The following is a 20,346-nucleotide window of genomic DNA, read 5'->3' as shown; positions in this document are numbered from 1 at the left end:
GGTACGGCGGCTGCGGGAGCAAACGCGGTGCCACTAGGTGGTACCGCGTAGTACCGTTGTGGGTATGGCTGGACTGAACGTGCGGTTCTCGGAAGAGGAGCTCGACGCCCTGCGCGAGCGCGCTGCGGCGGAGGGGCGCAGCATGCAGGCCTTCGCGCACGACGCCGTGATGGCCGCCATAAACGAGCACTCGAGACTGTTCAACGAGGCGGCCGAGCACGTCCTGAAGGCGAGCGCCGAGCTGAACCGGAGACTCGCCTGATGCACTACCTCACGCTGCCCGAACTGCTCCACCTTGCGAAGCGGCTCGGGGCGGACGAGGTGCGCGACTACGGCCTGCTCGACTCGGCGCTGGCCCGTCCGCGGTCAAGCGTCTTCGGTCAGGACGCCTACCCCGACGTGTGGCAGAAGGCCGCCGCTCTCATGGAGTCACTCGCCCGCAACCACGCACTCGTCGACGGGAACAAGCGTCTCGCCTGGTATGCGACCTGGGTGTTCCTTCACGTGAACGGCCATCCCCTGGACGCGGACTTCGACGTGGACGAAGCCGAGCGCTTCGTGCTGGACGTCTGCCAGGGCGCGCTGGACGTGCCCAAGATCGCGGCCCAGCTGCCGCGGTTCGCTCGGTGACTGTGACGTCGGTCCCACCCGCGGGTGACCCGGGCCGGACCCGGGGTTGACGGGGGCGGGGCGCCGGTAGGGTGGCCCGGTTGTCGTACGTGGCCGAGCCGTTCAACCCCTTCGGAGACCGTGACTACCACCGCCAGCTCCTCGCACCACCTGTCCCCGGCCTTCCCGGGCCGCGCCCCCTGGGGCACCGCCAGCAAGCTGCGCGCCTGGCAGCAGGGCGCGATGGACAAGTACATCCAGGAGCAGCCCCGCGACTTCCTGGCGGTCGCCACCCCCGGCGCCGGCAAGACGACCTTCGCGCTGACGCTGGCGTCCTGGCTGCTGCACCACCACGTCGTGCAGCAGGTCACCGTCGTCGCCCCGACCGAGCACCTGAAGAAGCAGTGGGCGGAGGCGGCGGCCCGGATAGGCATCAAGCTCGACCCCGAGTACAGCGCCGGGCCGCTCGCCAGGGACTACCACGGCGTCGCCGTGACCTACGCCGGAGTCGGCGTGCGGCCCATGCTGCACCGCAACCGCGTCGAGCAGCGCAAGACCCTCGTCATCCTCGACGAGATCCACCACGCCGGCGACTCCAAGTCCTGGGGCGAGGCGTGCCTGGAGGCGTTCGAACCGGCCACCCGGCGCCTCGCGCTCACCGGTACGCCCTTCCGGTCCGACACCAACCCCATCCCCTTCGTCTCCTACGAGGAGGGCGGTGACGGCATCCGGCGCTCCGCCGCCGACTACACCTACGGATACGGCTCCGCGCTCACCGACGGTGTCGTGCGGCCCGTCATCTTCCTCTCCTACAGCGGCAACATGCGCTGGCGCACCAAGGCCGGCGACGAGATCGAGGCCCGCCTCGGCGAGCCCATGACCAAGGACGCCGTCAGCCAGGCCTGGCGCACCGCCCTCGACCCGCGCGGCGAGTGGATGCCGGCCGTGCTGCGCGCCGCTGACCAGCGGCTGACCGAGGTCCGCAAGGCAGTCCCGGACGCCGGTGCCCTGGTCATCGCCGCCGACCAGGACTCGGCCCGCGCCTACGCCAAGCTGATCCGGGAGATCACCGGTGACAAGGCCACCGTGGTGCTGTCCGACGACGCCGGCGCCTCGAAGCGGATCGACGACTTCAGCGCGAGCACCGACCGCTGGATGGTCGCCGTGCGCATGGTCTCCGAGGGCGTCGACGTGCCCCGGCTCGCGGTCGGGGTGTATGCGACGACCATCTCCACCCCGCTGTTCTTCGCGCAGGCCGTCGGCCGGTTCGTACGGTCCCGGCGGCGCGGCGAGACCGCCTCCGTCTTCCTGCCCACCGTGCCCGACCTGCTCTCCTTCGCCAACGAGATGGAGCGTGAGCGGGATCACGTCCTCGACAAGCCGACGAAGGGCGGCGAGGAGGACCCGTACGCCGAGGAGGAGCAGCTCCTCAAGGAGGCGGAGAAGCAGCAGGACGAGGACACCGGCGAACAGGACATGCTGCCCTTCGAGGCGCTGGAGTCCGACGCCGTCTTCGACCGGGTGACGTACAACGGCGCCGACTTCGGTATGCAGGCCCACCCGGGCAGCGAGGAGGAGCAGGACTACCTGGGCATTCCCGGGCTGCTCGAACCGGACCAGGTGCAGATGCTGCTGCAGAAGCGGCAGGCCCGGCAGATCGCGCACAGCCGCAAGAAGCCGGACGAGGAGGCCGACCTGCTCGAACTGCCCGCCGAGCGGCGGCCGGTCGTCTCGCACAAGGAGATGATGGAGCTGCGCCGGCAGCTCAACAACCTGGTCGGTGCCTACGTCCACCAGAGCGGCAAGCCGCACGGCGTCATCCACACCGAGCTGCGCCGCGTGTGCGGGGGTCCGCCCAGCGCCGAGGCCACCCCCGGGCAGCTGCGGCAGCGCATCGCCAAGGTGCAGGAGTGGGCGACCCGGATGAAGTGAGTGGCGCGGGCCACAGACGTGCGCCGTACGTATCGGGACAAACGCCGGTACTCCTCACCGCTCGCTGCCCGGATTCTGGACGGAGGCTTTCGCTGAGCGGACCGGCTCGCTAATGTCCCTGCACGCACACGCCCCGTGGCAGCGCCGCCGCGGAGCGCAGCCGTGAAGCGACTTGGGTCCGGACCGCCGCCGGGCCGCCGGCCGATCGGCGGCCTGAAGCGCGTCACCGACGGGACTCGGTGACGCATCTGCCGCGAGGGCCGCCGACCTCACCACTGAAGGAGTGGGCGTCGTGACCGCGGAGACTTCCCAGACGCTCGACAGAGGACTACGCGTCCTCAAGCTGCTCGCCGACACCGACCACGGTCTGACCGTGACCGAACTCTCCCACCGGCTGGGGGTGAACCGGACCGTCGTGTACCGGTTGCTCGCCACGCTGGAGCAGCATGCCCTGGTACGCCGTGATCTGGGCGGACGGGCCCGGGTCGGGCTCGGGGTGCTCGGGCTGGGCCGCCAGGTGCACCCGCTGGTCCGGGAGGCCGCCATGCCGGCGCTGCGGGCACTGGCCGAGGACATAGGGGCCACCGCTCATCTGACGCTGGTGGACGGCGCGGAGGCACTGGCCGTGGCCGTCGTCGAGCCGACCTGGACCGACTACCACGTGGCCTACCGTGCCGGGTTCCGGCATCCGCTGGAGCGCGGCGCCGCCGGCAAGGCGATCCTCTCCGCCCGGCAGCAGCAGGTGGCCGTGGACGACGATCCCGGCTACACGCTCACCCACGGAGAGCTGGAGGCCGGGGCGTGCGGGGCCGCGGCGCCGCTGCTCGGGGTCTCCGGGGTGGAGGGGAGCGTAGGGGTCGTGATGCTTGCGGACGTGGTGCCGGAGCGGGTGGGTGCGCGGGTGGTGGACGCGGCACGGGAGGTGGCGGAGGCGCTGCGCTGACGCTCCCCCCTCCAGCCCGGGCGGTCGGGCCGCGGGGCGGCCGGGGTGGGCTCTCGGGGTACCCCCTCCGGGGGAGGCACCCCGCCGGCGGCGGACCGCAGGCACGGCGGAGCGCAGCGCAGCGGGGCGCGGCACAGCACCGGGCCCTGGCCGGAACGTACCCCCACGTTAGATTGACCCCGTGCTCTCTCGGTTCTCCCGCCTCACACGCCCCCAGGCCCTCACCCTCTGCGCGCTGCCCGTCGTAGGGCTGCTGGCCGTCGCGCTGTTCGCGCCGCTCCCCTTCACCGTGGCACAGCCCGGCCTGACGGCGAACGTGCTCGGCGAGAACCGCGGCACCCCGGTGATCACGATCTCCGGTGCCCCGACCCACGACACGACCGGCCAGCTGCGGATGACGACCATCGAGGCGACCGGACCGGACGCCCGCGTCTCGCTCGGCGACGTGCTCGACGGCTGGTTCGACACCGACCGGGCGGTCATGCCCCGCGACGCGGTCTACCCGCGCGGCGACGACCTGCGGGAGATCGAGCAGTACAACCGGGAGCAGATGGAGGAGTCCCAGGACGCCGCCACCACCGCCGCCCTGGACCACCTGGACCTCAGCGCCGCCGACGTCGACGTCACGCTGCGCCTCGCCGACGTGGGCGGACCCAGCGCCGGACTGCTGTTCTCCCTCGGCATCATCGACAAACTGGACACCGGCGACCTCACCGGCGGCCGGGTCGTCGCCGGCACCGGCACCATCACCCCGGACGGCGAGGTCGGCGCGGTGGGCGGGGTGCCGCTGAAGACGCAGGCCGCCCACCGGGACGGCGCGACCGTCTTCCTGGTGCCGAGGGCGGAGTGCGCGGACGCCGAGGCGGAGCTGCCGGAAGGGATGCGGCTGATCCCGGTGGAGACGCTCACCGGTGCGGTGGACGCGCTGACGGCTCTGGAGACGGGCCGGGGAACCGTCCCCGCCTGCTGATCAGCCCGTGCTCGGCCGGTACTCGGCCCGGGCCCGGTTCCCGGTCAGCCCCCCTTCACGAATCCCTTCTCGATCATCCAGTCCAGCGCCACCTGGTGCGGATCCTCCCCGTCGACGTCGACCTTCCCGTTCAGCGTCCGCGCCACCTCGTTGGTCAGCGCCTTGGTCACCGGCGCCAGCACGGAGGCGATCGCCGGCCACTCCCGGAGGGTCGCGGTGCGCACCATGGGCGCCGCGTTGTAGTTCGGGAAGAAGTGCTTGTCGTCCTCCATCACCACCAGGTCCATGGCCTTGATCCGGCCGTCGGTGGTGAACACCTCGCCGTAGGTGCAGGTGCCCTCGGCGGCCTGGGTGTAGATGATGCCCGTGTCCATCTGCGTGACGTTGCGCGGCGGGATGTCCATCCCGTACGCCTTCTCCATGCCCGGCAGCCCGTCCGCCCGGTTGGCGAACTCGCCCTCCACGCACAGCGTCACCGCACTCGGGTCGGTCCTCGACAGCTCGGCCACCTGGGAGAGCGTGTCGGTGCGGTACTTCCTGTGGTTGGCCTGGTTCATGGCCAGCGCGTAGGTGTTGTTCAGGGGAGCGGGCGGCAGCCAGGTCAGCCCGTTCTTCAGGTCCGCGTCGTACACCGCCTGCCACTGCGCCTGCTCGTCGGGGATGGGCCTGCTGTGCCCCAGGTAGGTGATCCAGGCGGTGCCGGTGTACTCGTAGGTGGCGTCGGCGTCGCCGTTCTCGACGGCCGCGCGGGTGCCGACGGAGCCCTGGATGCCGGTGCGGTCCAGCACCTCGGCGCCGGCCGCCTCGAAGGCGATGCCCATGATCGCGCCGAGGACGAGCTGCTCGGTGAACTCCTTCGAGACGACGGTGAGATCGGCGCCCTCCAGCGGCCTGCCCCGGCCGATGGTGCCCGGCTCGACGTCGTCGGTCATGGGGGAACCGCTGTGCAGCCCGCAGCCGGCGGCGGCCAGGGCCGCGGCCAGCACCCCGGCCAGCAGCGCCCGCCCACGCCCGCGCGGGCGCTCCGCGCCGCCGGCCGTCCGCACGCTCATGTCCCCACCTCCAGGCCGCGCGGGCGCAGCAGCAGCTCGGCCAGCGAGGCCAGCCAGTCCACCAGCAGGGCCAGCGAGACGGTGAGGATCGAGCCGAGCATCAGCACCGGCATCCGCTGGCTGGTGATGCCGGTGGTGATCAGCACCCCCAGCCCGCCGCCTCCGCCGAAGACCGCGAGGGTCGCCGTGCCGACGTTGAGGACCAGGGCGGTGCGCACCCCGGCCAGGATCAGCGGGACGGCGAGCGGGAGCTCCACCCGGGTCAGCACGCCCAGCGGGGACATGCCGATGCCGCGGGCCGCCTCCAGCAGCGCCGGTTCGTTGGCCTTCAGCCCCGCGATCGTGTTCGACAGCACCGGCAGGATGGCGTAGATGATGATGCCGATCAGCGCCGACCGGCGGCCGATGCCCAGCCAGATGACCAGCAGCGCCAGCAGACCGATCGCCGGGGTGGCCTGGCCCGTGTTGGCGAGGGCCAGCGCCACCGGGGTGGCCTTCCGCAGCGTCGGGCGGGTGAGCAGGATGCCCGTCGGGATCGCGATGATCAGGACGAAGAAGGTGGAGATCGCCGTCAGCTGGATGTGCTGCCACAGTGCCTCGGTGACCCGGCCCTCGGCCAGGGCGTTCTCGCTGAGCGGGTCCAGCTCGGCCTGTTCGAACCACAGCCAGGTGGCCAGCAGCACCGCGATGACGAACGCCGGCAGGAACGTCAGCTTCTGCCAGCTGATCCGCCGCTGGGGCACGGCAGGCGCCGGAGGCCGCGGCTCCGGCTCCTCCGCCTCCTCCGCCTCCTCCGGCTCCCGTTCCTCGTCCCGCAGCCGCAGCGACGGCTCGCGCTCCTCGGGCGCGTCCCCGAGCGGGGGCCCGGACGATCCGCTCACGCCTTCGCCTCCCCGGTGAAGCCCTCCTGCTCGGCATGGGTCTGCTCGGCGCGGGCCTCCTCCAGGTCGTGCCGGTGGGCCAGCGCGTCCAGCCGGTCGGCCTCCAGGAGCTCGTGCACCGAGTTCATCAGCGTCTCCATGTCGACGACTCCGGTGTACTCGCCGCGCCGACCGGTGACCGCGACCCGTCCCGTGTTGTCGGTCAGCACCGCCTCCAGCGCGTCCCGCAGCGTCGCGTCCCGGGTCACGGTGTCGGTGACCAGCGTGCCCGCCCGGGCCAGCGAGCCCTTGGCCCGCATCAGATCGCCGCGGCGCAGCCACTTGTAGGGGCGGCCCCGCTTGTCGAGCAGCAGGATCTCGTTGCTGCCGCTGTCCCGGAGCCGGTCGAAGATCTGCTGCAGCGGGTCGTCCACCCGCACCGTCGGATAGCCGATGATCTCCACGTCCCGTACCCGGCTGAGGTTCAGCCGCTTCAGCGCGGCCCCGGCGCCCACGAAACCGGAGACGAAGTCGTCCGCCGGATTGGTCAGGATCGCCTCCGGGGTGTCGAACTGCGCGATGTGCGAGCGTTCGCGCAGCACGGCGATCCGGTCACCCAGCTTGATCGCCTCGTCGAAGTCGTGGGTGACGAAGACGATGGTCTTGTGCAGCTCGTGCTGCAGCCGGATCAGCTCGTCCTGCAGATGGTCGCGGGTGATCGGGTCCACCGCGCCGAACGGCTCGTCCATCAGCAGCACCGGCGGATCGGCCGCCAGCGCCCGGGCCACGCCCACCCGCTGCTGCTGACCGCCGGAGAGCTGCCGGGGATAGCGGCCGTGGAACTCGCCCGGGTCCAGCCCCACCAGGTCGAGCATCTCCTCCACCCGGGACCGGATCCGCGACTTCGGCCAGCCGACCATCTTCGGTACCAGGGCGATGTTCTGTGCGACCGTCATGTGCGGGAACAGCCCCGAGGCCTGGATGGCGTAGCCGATCTTGCGGCGCAGCTTCACCGGGTCCATGTCGGTGACGTCCTCACCGCCGATGCGGATCCGGCCGCCGGTCGGCTCGATCAGCCGGTTGACCATCTTCAGGGCGGTGGACTTCCCGCACCCCGACGGGCCGACCAGGATGACCGTCTCGCCCGCCCTGATCTCCATCGAGACGTTGTCCACGGCGGGCTGCGCGCTGTTCGGGTAGCGCTTCGTGAGGTTGTGCAGCTCGATGGCGGCCCCGGACGCGGCAGCACCGGCGGCGCTCCCCGCAGCCCCGGAACTCCCGGAGGGCACCGAAGGTGCGGAGGCTCTGGCGGACTCGGATCTCTCGGACGTCTCAGGCACGGATCCCCCTGGGGATGGTCAGCCGACCGATCAGGACGTACGCGGCGTCGAACAGCAGGGCCAGGACGATGATCCCGAGCGTGCCCGAGAGCACCAGGTTGAGTGCGTTCTTGCTGCCCAGCGAGGCGATCCCGCGGAAGATCTCGTTGCCGAGGCCGGGCCCGGAGGCGTAGGCGGCGATCGCGGCGATACCCATCAGCATCTGGGTCGAGACCCGGATGCCGGTCAGGATCGGCGGCCAGGCCAGCGGCAGCTCCACCCGCAGCAGCCGGGCCGCACGGGACATCCCGATCCCCTTGGCCGCGTCCACCAGAGCCGGGTCGACCCCGCGCAGCCCCACGATGGAGTTCCGCACGATCGGCAGCAGCCCGTACAGGGTCAGCGCGGTCACCGTCGGCGGCACGCCCAGCCCGACGACGGGGATGAGCAGACCGATCATGGCCAGCGACGGAATGGTCAGGATGGTCGAGGTGGTGAGCGTGGCCAGGTTCCCGGCCCACTCGCTGCGATAGGTGACGACCCCGATCAGCACACCGATGAGCGTGGCCACCACCATGCACTGGAAGACGGCGCTGGCATGCTGGTAGGCGTCGGTGAGCAGCTGCTCGTGCCGGTTGACCAGGAAGTCCCAGAAGTTCACCCGTGACTCACCTCCGGGACGGCCGTGCCCTTTTCACATCGGTCCTACTCGCGCCGGTCCCCGGCCGCCTGCTCCACCAGCGGGATGATCCGCAGCGGAACCGGGTTCTCCATGACGATGGCAGTGGCGGCCCGGACGATGCCATCAAAACCGACAACCCGGTCGATCACCCGCTGGAGATCGGCGTTCGAGCGGGCCACCAGCCGGCACAGCATGTCCCCGGTGCCGGTCGTGGTGTGCAGCTCCAGCACCTCCGGCACGGACGCCAAGTGCGCCCGGACATCGGCGCCTTGGCCCTGCCGGATCTCCAGCGTCGCGAACGCCGTGACCGGGTAGCCCAGCGCGGCCGGGTCGACCTGCGGCCCGAACCCGCGGATGACTCCGTTCGACTGAAGCCGGTCCAGGCGCGCCTGCACCGTCCCGCGCGCCACCCCCAGCCGCCGGGACATCTCCAGCACCCCTATCCGCGGCTCCCGCGCCAGCAGCCCGATGATCCGTCCGTCCAGACGATCGATCGCCACGCCTCACCATCCCGACTGGTCATCCTGTACAGAACGCCCGCCCATGCGGCCATCACACCAAGCAGATTGCCCAGTGAACAGGCAAACTATTGCGCACCTTGCCGACGCGGGAGACCCTGCGGATATGACCCAGACCACACACCACACTCCCGACACCGCACGGCAGGCCGACCCCTTCCCGGTCAAGGGAATGGACGCGGTCGTCTTCGCCGTGGGCAACGCCAAGCAGGCGGCGCACTACTACTCCACCGCCTTCGGCATGCGGCTGGTCGCCTACTCCGGACCGGAGAACGGCAGCCGCGAGACCGCGAGCTACGTGCTGGAGAACGGCTCCGCCCGGTTCGTCCTCACCTCGGTGATCAAGCCCGCCACCGACTGGGGCCGCTTCCTCGCCACCCACGTGGCCGAGCACGGCGACGGCGTCGTCGACCTCGCCATCGAGGTCCCGGACGCGCGCGCCGCATACGCCTACGCCATCGAGCACGGCGCGACCTCCGTCGCCGAGCCGTACGAGGTCAAGGACGAGCACGGCACCGTCGTCCTCGCCGCCATCGCCACCTACGGCGAGACCCGCCACACCCTGGTCGAGCGCAGCGGCTACGACGGCCCGTACCTGCCCGGCTACGTCGCCGCCGACCCCATGGTCGAACCCCCCGCCCAGCGCACCTTCCAGGCCATCGACCACTGCGTGGGCAACGTGGAACTCGGCCGCATGAACGAGTGGGTCGGCTTCTACAACAAGGTCATGGGCTTCACGAACATGAAGGAGTTCGTGGGCGACGACATCGCCACCGAGTACAGCGCCCTGATGTCCAAGGTCGTCGCCGACGGCACGCTCAAGGTCAAGTTCCCGATCAACGAGCCCGCCGTCGCCAAGAAGAAGTCCCAGATCGACGAGTACCTGGAGTTCTACGGCGGCGCCGGCGTCCAGCACATCGCGCTGAACACCAACGACATCGTGCAGACCGTCCGCACCATGCGGGCCAACGGCGTGCGGTTCCTGGACACGCCCGACTCCTACTACGACACCCTCGGCGAGTGGGTCGGCGACACCCGCGTACCCGTCGGGACGCTGCGCGAGCTGAAGATCCTCGCCGACCGCGACGAGGACGGCTATCTGCTGCAGATCTTCACCAAGCCGGTCCAGGACCGCCCGACCGTATTCTTCGAGATCATCGAGCGGCACGGCTCGATGGGCTTCGGCAAGGGCAACTTCAAGGCCCTGTTCGAGGCGATCGAGCGCGAGCAGGAGAAGCGCGGCAACCTCTGACGGCCCCGGTCCGCTACGAGGCGGGCGGGTCCTCCACCGAGGGCTCGCCCAGCCGCTCCAGCGCCCGCTCCGCCTGCGGAACCCACAGCGGCGAGAAATACGGGTTGATCCGCAGCGCTTCCCGGAGATGCCGCCGGGCCGCGCCGTACCGCTGCAACTTCCGCTCGATCACACCCCGGTGGAACACGTACAGCGCGCTGCGCACCCCGCCGCCGTGCTCGCCCTCCGTCGCCCGCACCGCATAGCGCAGCGCCTCCTCGTGCCGCCCGGCGCGGTGCAGCGCCCAGCCCAGCGCATCCGCCACCGCGGTGCCCGGCTGCCGCCGCCACTCGGCCCGCAGCCGCTGCACCGCCGCCCGGGCGTCGCCGTGGTCCGCCTCGAACCGCCCCAGCACCAGCTCCTCGCCCACCCCGCCCGCGTCCGCCTTCCGCACCCGCTCGCGCAGCAGGTCGTACTGCACCCGCGCGGACCGCCCCAGCCCCAGCGACTCGTACAGCTCACCCAGCTCCAGAGCATGCTCCGGCCGGGGCCGCCCGGCCAGCGCCGCCTGGTACGCCGTCAGCGCCTCGGCCGTCCGGTCCAGCGCCACCAGCACCCGCCCCTGCCCGGCCAGCGCACCCCGACGGTCGGGATCGGCGCGCACCGCCGCCCGGAAGTACCGCAGCGCCGCCTCCCGGTCCCCGCGCTCGAAGGCCAGCTGCCCGGCCTGCTCCAGATACGCCGCCCGCTCGGCCGGTGCCTCGGCCGCCGCCAGCGCGTCGGAGATCTGCGCCGCCGCGTCCTCCCGCCAGCCCCGGTCCCGGTAGACCTGCGCCGCCCGCGCCCCGACCACCGGGCCGGAACCCAGCTTCTGCAACCGGTCCAGCGCCCGCCCCACCGCCTCGTGCTCGCCCAGCCCGGAGTAGGCGTCGATCAGCACCGCATGCGCCGTCCACCGCTTCGGCGCCGCCTTCCGCGCGGCCTCCCCCCACCTCTTCGCCGCCGGGAAGTCCCGCCGCGCCACCGCCAGCGCCGCCAGCCCCTCCAGCGCGGCAGCGTTGCCCCGGTCCGCCTTCAGCGACGCCCGCAGCGCCCGCTCGGCCCGCGGAAAGTCCGCCGCGTCCGCCGTGCGCCGCCCCCGCTCCACATACGCCGCCCCCAGCACCGCCCATGCCGCCGCGTCCCCGGGACGCTCCCGCAGATGCGCCTCGTGGCCGCCGATCAGCACCGCCAGATCGGCCGGCGCGGCAGGCGCCCCCGCGGTGAGCGCACCACGCGCCCGCGCCGCGGGCCCCGCCGCCGCGGGAGCGAAGCCCCGCTCCCAGGGCCGCAGCACCAGCACCCCGCCCAGCACACCGAGTACGGCGATCAGGGCACCCGAGGCGATCAGCACCCGCCGGGTGCGGCGGGCGCGCCGCCGCCGGACCGGATCGTCCAGAAGGTTCATCACACCGCAACTGTGCGCCCGTACCACGGGCCCACCCGGGCAGCCGAAGGCCACCGCCCACGGGGTTCACACCGATGGCGGCCGATGACACCCTGTGATCATGAGCGGTATCGAAGCGCGCCCCGACGCGGCCGGCGCGGCGGCCGGCGGACTCGTCGAGCGGCTGCTCGCCGGCCTGCCCGCCGAGGCCGTCCTCACCGACCCCGACGTCACGGCCTCCTACGCCAACGACATGGCGAGCTTCTGCCCGTCCGGCACCCCCGCCGTGGTGGTGCTGCCGCGCACCGTCGAACAGGTCCAGCACATCATGCGCACCGCCACCGAGCTGCGCGTCCCGGTCGTCCCGCAGGGCGCCCGCACCGGCCTGTCCGGCGGCGCCAACGCCTCCGACGGCTGCATCGTGCTCTCCCTGACCCGGATGGACCGCGTCCTGGAGGTCAGCCCCGTCGACCGTGTCGCCGTCGTCGAACCGGGCGTCGTCAACGCCGCGCTCTCCCGCGCGGTCGGCGCACACGGCCTCTACTACCCTCCCGACCCCTCCAGTTGGGAGATGTGCACCATCGGCGGCAACATCGGCACCGCCTCCGGCGGCCTGTGCTGCGTCAAGTACGGGGTCACCGCCGAGTACGTCCTCGGCCTCGACGTCGTCCTCGCCGACGGCCGGCTGATGTCCACCGGCCGCCGCACCGCCAAGGGAGTCGCCGGATACGACCTGACCCGCCTGTTCGTCGGCTCCGAGGGCTCCCTCGGCATCGTCGTCCGGGCCGTGCTGGGCCTGCGGCCCAAGCCGCCGCCGCACCTGGTGCTGGCCGCCGAGTTCGCCTCCGCGTCCGCCGCCTGCGACGCGGTCTGCCGCATCATGGCGGGGGGACACGTGCCCTCCCTGCTCGAGCTGATGGACCGGACGACCGTCAAGGCGGTCAACGACATGGCCCGGATGGGACTGCCGGAGACCACCGAGGCCCTGCTGCTCGCCGCCTTCGACACCCCCGACCCGGCCGCCGACCTCGCCGCCGTCGGCGCCCTGTGCGAGGCGGCCGGCGCCACCGCGGTCGTCCCCGCCGACGACGCCGCCGAGTCCGAACTGCTCCTGCAGGCCCGCCGGCTGTCCCTCACCGCGCTGGAGGCGGTCACGGGCACCACGATGATCGACGACGTGTGCGTGCCCCGCTCCCGGCTCGGTGACCTGATCGACGGGGTCGAGCGCATCGCCGCCGGGTACGACCTCACCATCGGCGTCGTCGCCCACGCGGGCGACGGCAACACCCACCCCACGGTCTGCTTCGACGCCCGGGACCCCGACGAGTCCCGGCGCGCCCGCGAGTCCTTCGACGCGATCATGGCCCTCGGCCTGGAACTCGGCGGCACCATCACCGGCGAGCACGGCGTGGGGGTGCTGAAGAAGGAGTGGCTGGCGCGCGAGATCGGCCCGGTCGGGCTGGAGATGCAGCGGGCGGTCAAGCAGGCCTTCGACCCGCTCGGCATCCTCAACCCGGGCAAGCTGTTCTGAGTCCCGTCGATCACTGGGCGAGCAGCCCGGCCAGCCCGTCGTCCAGGCCGAGCCGCCCGCCCTCACTCCCCGGGGGGCACGCTCGCAGCGTCCGCTCCAGCCAGGCCGACACCTGCGCCGTCGGCGCCTGCAGCAGTGCGTCCCCGTCCGGGCTGCTCAGCGCGATCAGCACCACGCTGCGCCCGTCGGTCTTGGTCGGCCACACCCGCACATCCCCGTGCCCGCACGGCCGGAACACCCCCTCCACCAGCAGATCGCGGGCGAACGTCCAGTGCACCGGCCGGTCGGAGTTGATGTGGAAGGCGATGTGCACGGCGTACGGGTCGTCGGTGCGGTAGGCGAGCCGGGCCGGTACCGGGACGCTGTGCTCCGGCGACAGGATGAGCCGCAGTTCCAGCTCCCGCTCCACGACGGTGTGGTGGTGCATGGCGTGGGTGTCCTCTCCTCGCAGGGATCCGAACGGGCCCTGTGGAACGGGCCCGCACGAGGGAGAGCGGCCGGGGCGGGGAGCATTACGCGGGTTCCCGGGAAAAGTTCTCCGGGCTCGCTGCGCGGGTGAAACGGCATGCGTGAGGTTGCCCGGAAAGGGGGCGGGTCCGGCAGGACCGGCGGTGCGGACTGCGCCGGTCTGATAGATGTGGAGGCTCCCATACCACCCACCGAGCAGATACGGGACGACGGACATGAGCGCCCCAACCCCGGCCCCGGGCGACGACAGGCCCCGCGAAGGGTATTACCCGGACCCGTCCATTCCTGGATATGTCCGGTACTGGAACGGCGCCTCCTGGGTGCCCGGCACCAGCCGGCCCGCGCCCGCGGCCGGCGAGCAGCTCGCCCCGCCGCCCGGTGTGCGGCCCGCCCGGCCGTCCGTCGAGGAGACCGGCCCGCACTTCTTCGACGAGGACCCGGTCGACGGGCCCGCCGCCGCGGCCCAGCACGGCAGTGCCCCGGAGCCGGCCGAGGCGTGGGGCGGCGACCAGCCGCGCCGCGCCCCGTGGCCGGCCCCGCAGGGCAGCGACCCGCGGGTGCCGCACGCGTCCACGGCGGGCTCGGCGAACTGGCCCGCCGCCGGCGCCGGTGCGACGGCCCCCGGGCCCGCCATGACGGACTCCGCCGCCGAGGGCCGGCCCGGCGGCACCGGAGCCGTGGCGCCGGGGGGCGGCAGTGCGGCGCCCGCCGAGGGCCGTGCCACCGACGCCGGGGACGCGGAGCGTTGGCCCGCCGCCGGCGGCCGGTCCCCCGAGCCCCCGGCCGGGAGCGACGACGCGGAGCCGGGCGGAGGCACGTTCGTCTTCCGCCGCCCGGCCGCCGGAGCCGGCAAGGCACCGGCCGCCGACGAGGGCACGATGACCTTCCGTCCGGTTCCCCCGCGCGCGGCGGAGCCGAAGGGACCGGCCGCCGACGCGCCCTCCGGCACCGCGAACCCGCCCGCCGCGGCTGCCTCGTCCGGTGGCCCCGGCTCCGGCCCCGGCTTCGGCGCAGGGAAGGCCGCCGCGGCGCGGGCCGCAGTAGCGGAGTCCGGGACCGCAACCCCGGCCCAGGCACCGGCCGCCGCCCCGACCGCCCTCTCCGGCCCCCAGCAGTCACCCCCGTCCGTCCCCCAGCAGTCGTCCGCGCCGCTCACCAGTGGCCCCGGCGGCGGGCAGTCCTCGTGGGCGCAGCAGGTCCACCGGCTCGCCGGCGCCGCCGGTGACGGCCGGCCGGTCGCCCCCTGGAAGCCGCCCGTCGAGGACCCCTTCCAGGCCGCCGCCCGGCGCCAGGCCTCGGCCCGCCCCGCCGGACTCGGCAGGCGGCTGGCCGCCCGGCTGCTGGACACCGTCGTCCTGGCCGCCGTCACCGCGGTGGCCGCCATTCCCCTCGGCACCCGGGCCCTCGACCACGTCAACGGCAAGATCGACGAGGCCAGGCTTTCCGGGGAGACCGTCACGGTCTGGCTGCTCGACGGCACGACCGCGCTGTATCTCGGTGCCGTCCTCGCCGTCCTGCTGCTCTTCGGCGTGGTCTACGAGGCGCTGCCCACCGCCAAGTGGGGCCGCACCCTCGGCAAGAAGCTGCTGGGCATCCAGGTCCGGGACATCGAGGGCCATGAGGCCCCGTCCTTCGGCGCCGCACTGCGCCGCTGGCTGGTCTACAGCATCCCCGGCCTGCTCGTCGTCGGTGTCGTCGGCGTCGCATGGTGCCTCTTCGACCGCCCCTGGCACCAGTGCTGGCACGACAAGGCAGCCCACACCTTCGTAGCAGCCTGACGCCACGCAGACACGCAGACGGCTCCGCCACCCGGCCAACCACGCCACCGCCGTCCGACCCCGCCGCCGCCCGCCCACCGGCTCAGCCGGGGCGGGCGCCCACCCGGCGGGGGGTGGGATCCGCCGGTCCGCGGGCAGTCGTTCCGCCTGGGACGGTGCCCACCCGTGCGGGCGGCGGGATCCGTTCACCCGCGGGCAGTCATGTCGCCGGGACGGCGTCCACCCACGGGCGGTGGGATCCGCCAAGTCGCGGGCAGTCGTGGCTCCCTCGGTGTCCGGACGGCCTGGGGGTGCCCCGTGGCGCGGTACGGGTGGGGGCGGGCGGCACCCGGTCGGCGCCGGGCCGGGTCGCCCTGCGCGGCGGTCACCGCGGTGTTGGGGAACCCTGCCACCTCCGGAGGTCACCGGAGTGCCGGGCAACCTGCCCTCCACGGAGGGTCCCGGGGCGCGGGGCAACCGCCCATTCCCGCTGCGGTCACCGCGGCGCGGTGAAACCGCCCGTCCCCGAGGTGGTCACCGCGACTCCGCTCCCGCCCATTGCCGGTGGCACCGGGCACCCGCGGAGGTACCCCGGGCCGCGACACCCCGGTAGAACCAGGCACCGCACCGGTACCCCGGACGGCGGCGCGCCGGATGCGCCGCCGATGCGTTCGCGGTCGACTCGGGCCATGAGCAGCGAACCGCCCCCCGGCCCCGGCCGGCAGCCCCCGGACGACAACGACCCGTTCAGGAAGCAGCCCCCGCCGCCCGGACCGGGCGCGGGCGGCTCCGAATCCGGCTCCGGCTCCGACTCCGGCTCCGACTCCGGATCCGGAGCCGGATCCCCGTACGACAGCCCACCCCCCGGCGGCCCACCCTCTGGAGGCCAGCCACCCCCGGGTGGCCAACCGCCCCCCGGCGGCCAGCCCCCGCCCTACTCCGGCGGCCCCTACGGCGGCGACCCGTACGGCGGCGGCAACTACCCCGGCGACCCGCTCGCCGGCATGCCCCCGCTCGCCGACAGCGGCCGCCGCACGCTCGCCCGGATCGTCGACATGATCCTGGTCGGCGTGGTGGTCTGGCTGCTCGGCTGGGCCTTCAACGTCGACGAGTACACGGTGGACGGCGACGAGATCGAGGTCAGCAGGTCCTTCGGCCAGGGCCTGATCGCCGCCGTGCTCTACATCGCCTACGACACCTTCCTGACCGCCAAGCGCGGACAGACCCTCGGCAAGCAGTGGCTCGGGATGCGGGTGGCCAACCTCGACAACGGCGCCACGCCCTCCATGCAGACCTCACTCATCCGGGCGGCGGTGCTGTGGATCCCGTTCGCGTTCTGCTGTGCCTGCATCTGGACCATCATCTGCGGCGGCTGGAGCTTCTTCGACAAGCCCTACAAGCAGGGCCTGCACGACAAGGCGGCCAAGACGGTCGTGGTCAGCGCCCGTTGAGCGGGATGCGGTGCCGCTGGGGCGGGGTCAGGCCGCACGCTCGCGCACCGGCTCGCCGGCCGCCGTCCCGGCGGTGCGGGCGGCCGGGACCGGATCGGTGCGGGGCGCGGCCGGAGCGACGGGCCGGGGCGCCGGCGTCCGCCGCGGCCTGGGCGCCGCCACGGTCAGGGCGACCAGCAGCCCGAGGGCGAGCGCCACGACGGAGATGGCGGCGGTGAGGGCGGCTCCCGGCCCCGAACCCGCCTGCGCCGCCAGCAGCATGGCGAGGGTCGAGAAGATCACGGTGCACGAGCCGTAGGCGATCTGTGCGACGGTCGGGCGTGGCATGGCCATCGTGTCCTCGGCAGACATCGGGGGCGAAACGGGCTGTCGGCCTGGCTTTCCGCCGACATCGGGGCGTTCCGCCAATCGACTCTAGTCGGCTGGATGCCCGAGCGGAACGAACGGTAAGCGTGACCTGACCAACAGTGCCGATGCACGGGGGGCGCACGGAGTCATGCCGTCCATCACGTGGACGGTGCCGCGCGCCCGTTCGACCGTCACTTGCCGTCCGCAAAGCGAACGCGCGCTCCGCATAGTGCACTTGATCTGCTCAAGTCAAGGTCTGTCTTTTCCGGCGAACCTCTAGTCAAATGTCGTCACTTGAAAACACGCGTGGTTCACGCGTGCGCGGACCCAACACACTTCTGACCCCCCATCCGCGCACGCGCACGCGGGGGAGGAACTCAAGTGACCAGAAGACCCTGGACGTTCAGAGCGGCGGCCACCGCCGTCGCGCTCGCCGCGGCCGGCGCCACGCTCTCCGCCGCCGGTGTCGCACAGGCGGACGCTCCCGCCCGGCCGCAGGCCGTGAGCAGTGACGGCCACGACGGCCACGACCCGCACCCGGCGAAGGACAACCACGCGCACGACCTCGACGGGCCGATGAGCAAGACTCAGGAGGCCCAGCGCGAGGAGGCCCTGAAGCAGGTCATCTCCGGCAAGGCCTCGGTCAGGAAGAAGGACGGCTCCAAGGTCGTCCAGCTCAAGAGCAAGCGCGGCGACGCCAAGTACGTCGAGCTGGGCCGGGAGAAGACCGACAAGATCTTCACCATCCTGGTCGAGTTCGGTGACGAGATCGACAGCCGCTACGGCGGCACCCCCGGCCCGCTGCACAACCAGATAGCCAAGCCGAACCGGCGCACGGACAACTCCACCGCCTGGAAGCGGGACTACGACCGGCAGCACTTCGAGGACCTGTACTTCGGCTCCGGCAAGGGCGTCAACTCGGTCAAGACGTACTTCGAGAAGCAGTCCTCCGGCCGCTACTCGGTCGAGGGCGAGGTCTCCGACTGGGTGAAGGTCCCCTACAACGAGGCCCGCTACGGCAACAACGCCTGCGGCCAGAGCAACTGCACCAGCGTCTGGAACGTCGTCAGCGACGGCCTGAACGCCTGGGTCGCCCAGCAGAAGGCGGCCGGCCGCAGCGACGCGCAGATCAAGGCCGATGCCGCCCGGTTCGACGAGTGGGACCGCTACGACTTCGACGGCGACGGCGACTTCAACGAGCCCGACGGCTACATCGACCACTTCCAGATCGTGCACGCCGGCGAGGACGAGTCCGCGGGCGGCGGCGCCCAGGGCACCGACGCGATCTGGGCGCACCGCTGGTACGCCTTCGGCACCGACGCCGGCGCCACCGGCCCCGAGCAGAACCGGCTCGGCGGCGCGCAGATCGGCTCCACCGGCATCTGGGTCGGCGACTACACGATCCAGCCGGAGAACGGCGGACTCGGCGTCTTCGCCCACGAGTACGGCCACGACCTCGGTCTGCCGGACCACTACGACACCGCGGGCGGCGAGAACTCCACCGGCTTCTGGACCCTGATGTCCTCCGGTTCCTGGCTGGGCACCGGCCGCAAGGAGATCGGCAACCTGCCCGGCGACATGACCGCCTGGGACAAGCTCCAGCTCGGCTGGCTGAAGTACGACACCGCCAAGGCCGGCATCAACTCCTGGCACAAGCTGGGCGTCGCCGAGTACAACACCAAGCACAAGCAGGCGCTGGTCGTCGAGCTGCCGGAGAAGGCGGTCACCACCGAGATCATCCCGCCGGCCCAGGGGGAGACCCAGTGGTGGAGCGGCAGCGGTGACAACCTCAAGAACACCCTGACGCGTTCGCTCGACCTCACCGGCAAGGGCTCCGCCGAGCTCACCTTCGACGGCTGGTACGACATCGAGGCCAACTACGACTACCTCTACACCGAGGTCTCCACCGACGGCGGCGAGAACTGGACCGCCCTCGACGGCACCGTGGACGGCAAGCCGATCCCGCGCGACGGCAGTGACAAGCCCGCCCTGCACGGCACGCTGGAGGGTTACACCAAGTTCGCGTACTCCCTCGACGCGTACGCCGGTCAGAAGGTCGACCTGCGCTTCCGCTACCAGACGGACGGCGGCGTGGCCCAGAAGGGCTTCACGGCCGACGCGATCACGGTCACCGCGGACGGCGCGCCCGTCTTCACCGACGACGCCGAGACCGCGGACGGCGCCTGGAAGGCCACCGGCTTCTCCCGCGTCGGCGCCTCGTTCACCAAGGACTACGCGCAGTACTACATCGCCGAGAACCGGCAGTACGTGTCGTACGACAAGACGCTGAAGGTCGGCCCGTACAACTTCGGCTTCACGTCCCGCCCGGACTGGGTGGAGCACTACGCGTACCAGAACGGTCTGCTGATCTGGAAGTGGGACACCTCCCAGGCGGACAACAACACCAGCCAGCACCCCGGCACCGGTCTGGTCCTGCCGATCGACTCCCACCCGACCGCGCTGAAGTGGTCCGACGGTTCGCTGATGCGCAACCGCATCCAGAGCTACGACGCGCCGTTCAGCAAGTACCGCACCGACGGCATGATGCTGCACAAGTCGGACGTGGCGACCTGGATCCCGGGCTCGAAGGGCGTGTCGGTCTTCAACGACCGCAAGAACGACTACTACGACGAGTCGAACCCGACCGGCGGTGTCAAGATCACTGACACCAACACGAAGATCAAGATCCTCAAGGAGGCCAGGAACGGCTCGACCATCGAGCTGGAGGTCGGCCCCGCGGGTAGGTAAACCGCATCTTCGCAGGTCAGAGCATGATCGGCGGTGACCCTCTGGCGGGTCACCGCCGATCCGTGTTTAGGTGCGTCCTGTGGTTCTCTTATTGACACACAGACCGACACCGACCGACACGGGGGTATGAGCGCATGGCCGCAGGAGGCTTCTGCAAGTTGCCGAACGGCACCGTGGTGGTGGCGCTGAACCTGTCCAGCCCCGCCGCCGACGGACCCGCCGGGGTGCGGGTGCTCGTCCACGCCCAGAACCGGGCGCGCGCCCTGACCAGGCTGCGCAACCTGGGGCTGCGCGCGGTCTACCTGCGGGGCAACGCGGCCCCGCCCACCCCGGACGAGATCACGGCGGTCCTGCACCATCCGGACGGCCTGATATGGCGGACCGCCCCGGTGGCCGGGGTCACCGGGGCCCCGAGCCCGGTCCAGGAGCTGTGGCACCCGATCCGCGCGCTGCTGCGCAGGCCGACGCCGCAGCCGTAGCCGCGTAGCCCGCGGCGCTCCC

The 20,346-nt window shown here is 72.3% G+C and carries 19 protein-coding genes; 11 read left to right on the top strand and 8 right to left on the bottom strand.

The window, feature by feature from the left end; all coding sequences use genetic code 11:
• Nucleotides 1-64 precede the first annotated feature (64 nt).
• From V5O46_RS20840 to V5O46_RS20820, 5 genes are all read left to right on the top strand, one after another.
• Entirely contained in the window at nt 65-262 is a 198-nt protein-coding gene (locus V5O46_RS20840; RefSeq protein ID WP_332886149.1) for an Arc family DNA-binding protein, read from the top strand.
• Nucleotides 262-630, top strand: coding sequence for a type II toxin-antitoxin system death-on-curing family toxin (locus V5O46_RS20835; protein ID WP_332886148.1), 369 nt, complete (start codon nt 262-264; stop codon nt 628-630). The genes V5O46_RS20840 and V5O46_RS20835 overlap by 1 nt, the downstream gene beginning before the upstream one ends.
• 120 nt (nt 631-750) lie before the next feature.
• A complete protein-coding gene (locus V5O46_RS20830) occupies nt 751-2,541 on the top strand; it encodes a DEAD/DEAH box helicase (protein WP_332886147.1) in 1,791 nt (596 codons plus the stop codon).
• Between the two features lie 292 nt (nt 2,542-2,833).
• Complete coding sequence (locus V5O46_RS20825; protein ID WP_332886146.1) at nt 2,834-3,484, top strand: IclR family transcriptional regulator; 651 nt, start codon at nt 2,834-2,836, stop codon at nt 3,482-3,484.
• 181 nt (nt 3,485-3,665) lie between these two features.
• The gene (locus tag V5O46_RS20820) at nt 3,666-4,454 is read left to right on the top strand and encodes a YlbL family protein (RefSeq protein WP_332886145.1); all 789 of its coding nucleotides are present in this window, start codon (nt 3,666-3,668) and stop codon (nt 4,452-4,454) included.
• 44 nt (nt 4,455-4,498) lie between these two features.
• On the opposite strand, the gene V5O46_RS20815 is transcribed toward V5O46_RS20820, so the two are convergent.
• The 5 genes from V5O46_RS20815 to V5O46_RS20795 are packed head-to-tail and all read right to left on the bottom strand — an operon-like array spanning nt 4,499 to nt 8,867.
• On the bottom strand, nt 4,499-5,506 hold the full coding sequence (locus tag V5O46_RS20815) for a glycine betaine ABC transporter substrate-binding protein (protein ID WP_332886144.1): 1,008 nt from the start codon (nt 5,504-5,506) through the stop codon (nt 4,499-4,501).
• Nucleotides 5,503-6,387, bottom strand: coding sequence for an ABC transporter permease (locus V5O46_RS20810; protein WP_408649030.1), 885 nt, complete (start codon nt 6,385-6,387; stop codon nt 5,503-5,505). Before V5O46_RS20810 ends, V5O46_RS20815 begins: the two co-directional genes overlap by 4 nt.
• The gene (locus tag V5O46_RS20805) at nt 6,384-7,655 is read right to left on the bottom strand and encodes a betaine/proline/choline family ABC transporter ATP-binding protein (protein ID WP_332886185.1); all 1,272 of its coding nucleotides are present in this window, start codon (nt 7,653-7,655) and stop codon (nt 6,384-6,386) included. The genes V5O46_RS20810 and V5O46_RS20805 overlap by 4 nt, the downstream gene beginning before the upstream one ends.
• A gap of 43 nt (nt 7,656-7,698) precedes the next feature.
• Nucleotides 7,699-8,346 (bottom strand): ABC transporter permease, encoded by a 648-nt coding sequence (locus V5O46_RS20800; RefSeq protein WP_332886143.1) that lies wholly within the window; start codon nt 8,344-8,346, stop codon nt 7,699-7,701.
• Between the two features lie 44 nt (nt 8,347-8,390).
• Nucleotides 8,391-8,867 (bottom strand): Lrp/AsnC family transcriptional regulator, encoded by a 477-nt coding sequence (locus V5O46_RS20795; RefSeq protein ID WP_332886142.1) that lies wholly within the window; start codon nt 8,865-8,867, stop codon nt 8,391-8,393.
• 124 nt (nt 8,868-8,991) lie between these two features.
• Between V5O46_RS20795 and hppD the strand changes: the two genes are divergently transcribed.
• The gene (hppD, locus tag V5O46_RS20790) at nt 8,992-10,137 is read left to right on the top strand and encodes a 4-hydroxyphenylpyruvate dioxygenase (RefSeq protein ID WP_332886141.1); all 1,146 of its coding nucleotides are present in this window, start codon (nt 8,992-8,994) and stop codon (nt 10,135-10,137) included.
• Nucleotides 10,138-10,150: 13 nt separating this feature from the next.
• Here the strand turns inward: hppD and V5O46_RS20785 are convergent, their stop codons facing one another.
• Nucleotides 10,151-11,563 (bottom strand): tetratricopeptide repeat protein, encoded by a 1,413-nt coding sequence (locus V5O46_RS20785; protein ID WP_332886184.1) that lies wholly within the window; start codon nt 11,561-11,563, stop codon nt 10,151-10,153.
• Nucleotides 11,564-11,663: 100 nt separating this feature from the next.
• Between V5O46_RS20785 and V5O46_RS20780 the strand changes: the two genes are divergently transcribed.
• Nucleotides 11,664-13,073 (top strand): FAD-binding oxidoreductase, encoded by a 1,410-nt coding sequence (locus V5O46_RS20780; protein ID WP_408649029.1) that lies wholly within the window; start codon nt 11,664-11,666, stop codon nt 13,071-13,073.
• A 10-nt stretch (nt 13,074-13,083) separates the two neighbouring features.
• On the opposite strand, the gene V5O46_RS20775 is transcribed toward V5O46_RS20780, so the two are convergent.
• Complete coding sequence (locus V5O46_RS20775; RefSeq protein ID WP_332886139.1) at nt 13,084-13,500, bottom strand: SsgA family sporulation/cell division regulator; 417 nt, start codon at nt 13,498-13,500, stop codon at nt 13,084-13,086.
• A 256-nt stretch (nt 13,501-13,756) separates the two neighbouring features.
• Between V5O46_RS20775 and V5O46_RS20770 the strand changes: the two genes are divergently transcribed.
• Both V5O46_RS20770 and V5O46_RS20765 read left to right on the top strand, forming a co-directional pair.
• Nucleotides 13,757-15,319, top strand: coding sequence for an RDD family protein (locus tag V5O46_RS20770; RefSeq protein ID WP_332886138.1), 1,563 nt, complete (start codon nt 13,757-13,759; stop codon nt 15,317-15,319).
• Nucleotides 15,320-15,987: 668 nt separating this feature from the next.
• Nucleotides 15,988-16,749, top strand: coding sequence for an RDD family protein (locus V5O46_RS20765; protein WP_332886137.1), 762 nt, complete (start codon nt 15,988-15,990; stop codon nt 16,747-16,749).
• 27 nt (nt 16,750-16,776) lie between these two features.
• Here the strand turns inward: V5O46_RS20765 and V5O46_RS20760 are convergent, their stop codons facing one another.
• A complete protein-coding gene (locus V5O46_RS20760) occupies nt 16,777-17,076 on the bottom strand; it encodes a hypothetical protein (protein WP_332886136.1) in 300 nt (99 codons plus the stop codon).
• Nucleotides 17,077-17,478: 402 nt separating this feature from the next.
• Between V5O46_RS20760 and V5O46_RS20755 the strand changes: the two genes are divergently transcribed.
• Entirely contained in the window at nt 17,479-19,845 is a 2,367-nt protein-coding gene (locus V5O46_RS20755; RefSeq protein WP_332886135.1) for an immune inhibitor A domain-containing protein, read from the top strand.
• A 134-nt stretch (nt 19,846-19,979) separates the two neighbouring features.
• Nucleotides 19,980-20,324, top strand: coding sequence for a hypothetical protein (locus V5O46_RS20750; protein WP_332886134.1), 345 nt, complete (start codon nt 19,980-19,982; stop codon nt 20,322-20,324).
• Nucleotides 20,325-20,346: the final 22 nt, after the last annotated feature.

It is taken from the genome of Streptomyces poriticola, assembly GCF_036689765.1.
Lineage (GTDB): Bacteria > Actinomycetota > Actinomycetes > Streptomycetales > Streptomycetaceae > Streptomyces > Streptomyces poriticola.
This window is presented reverse-complemented; position numbering and strand designations above follow the sequence as displayed.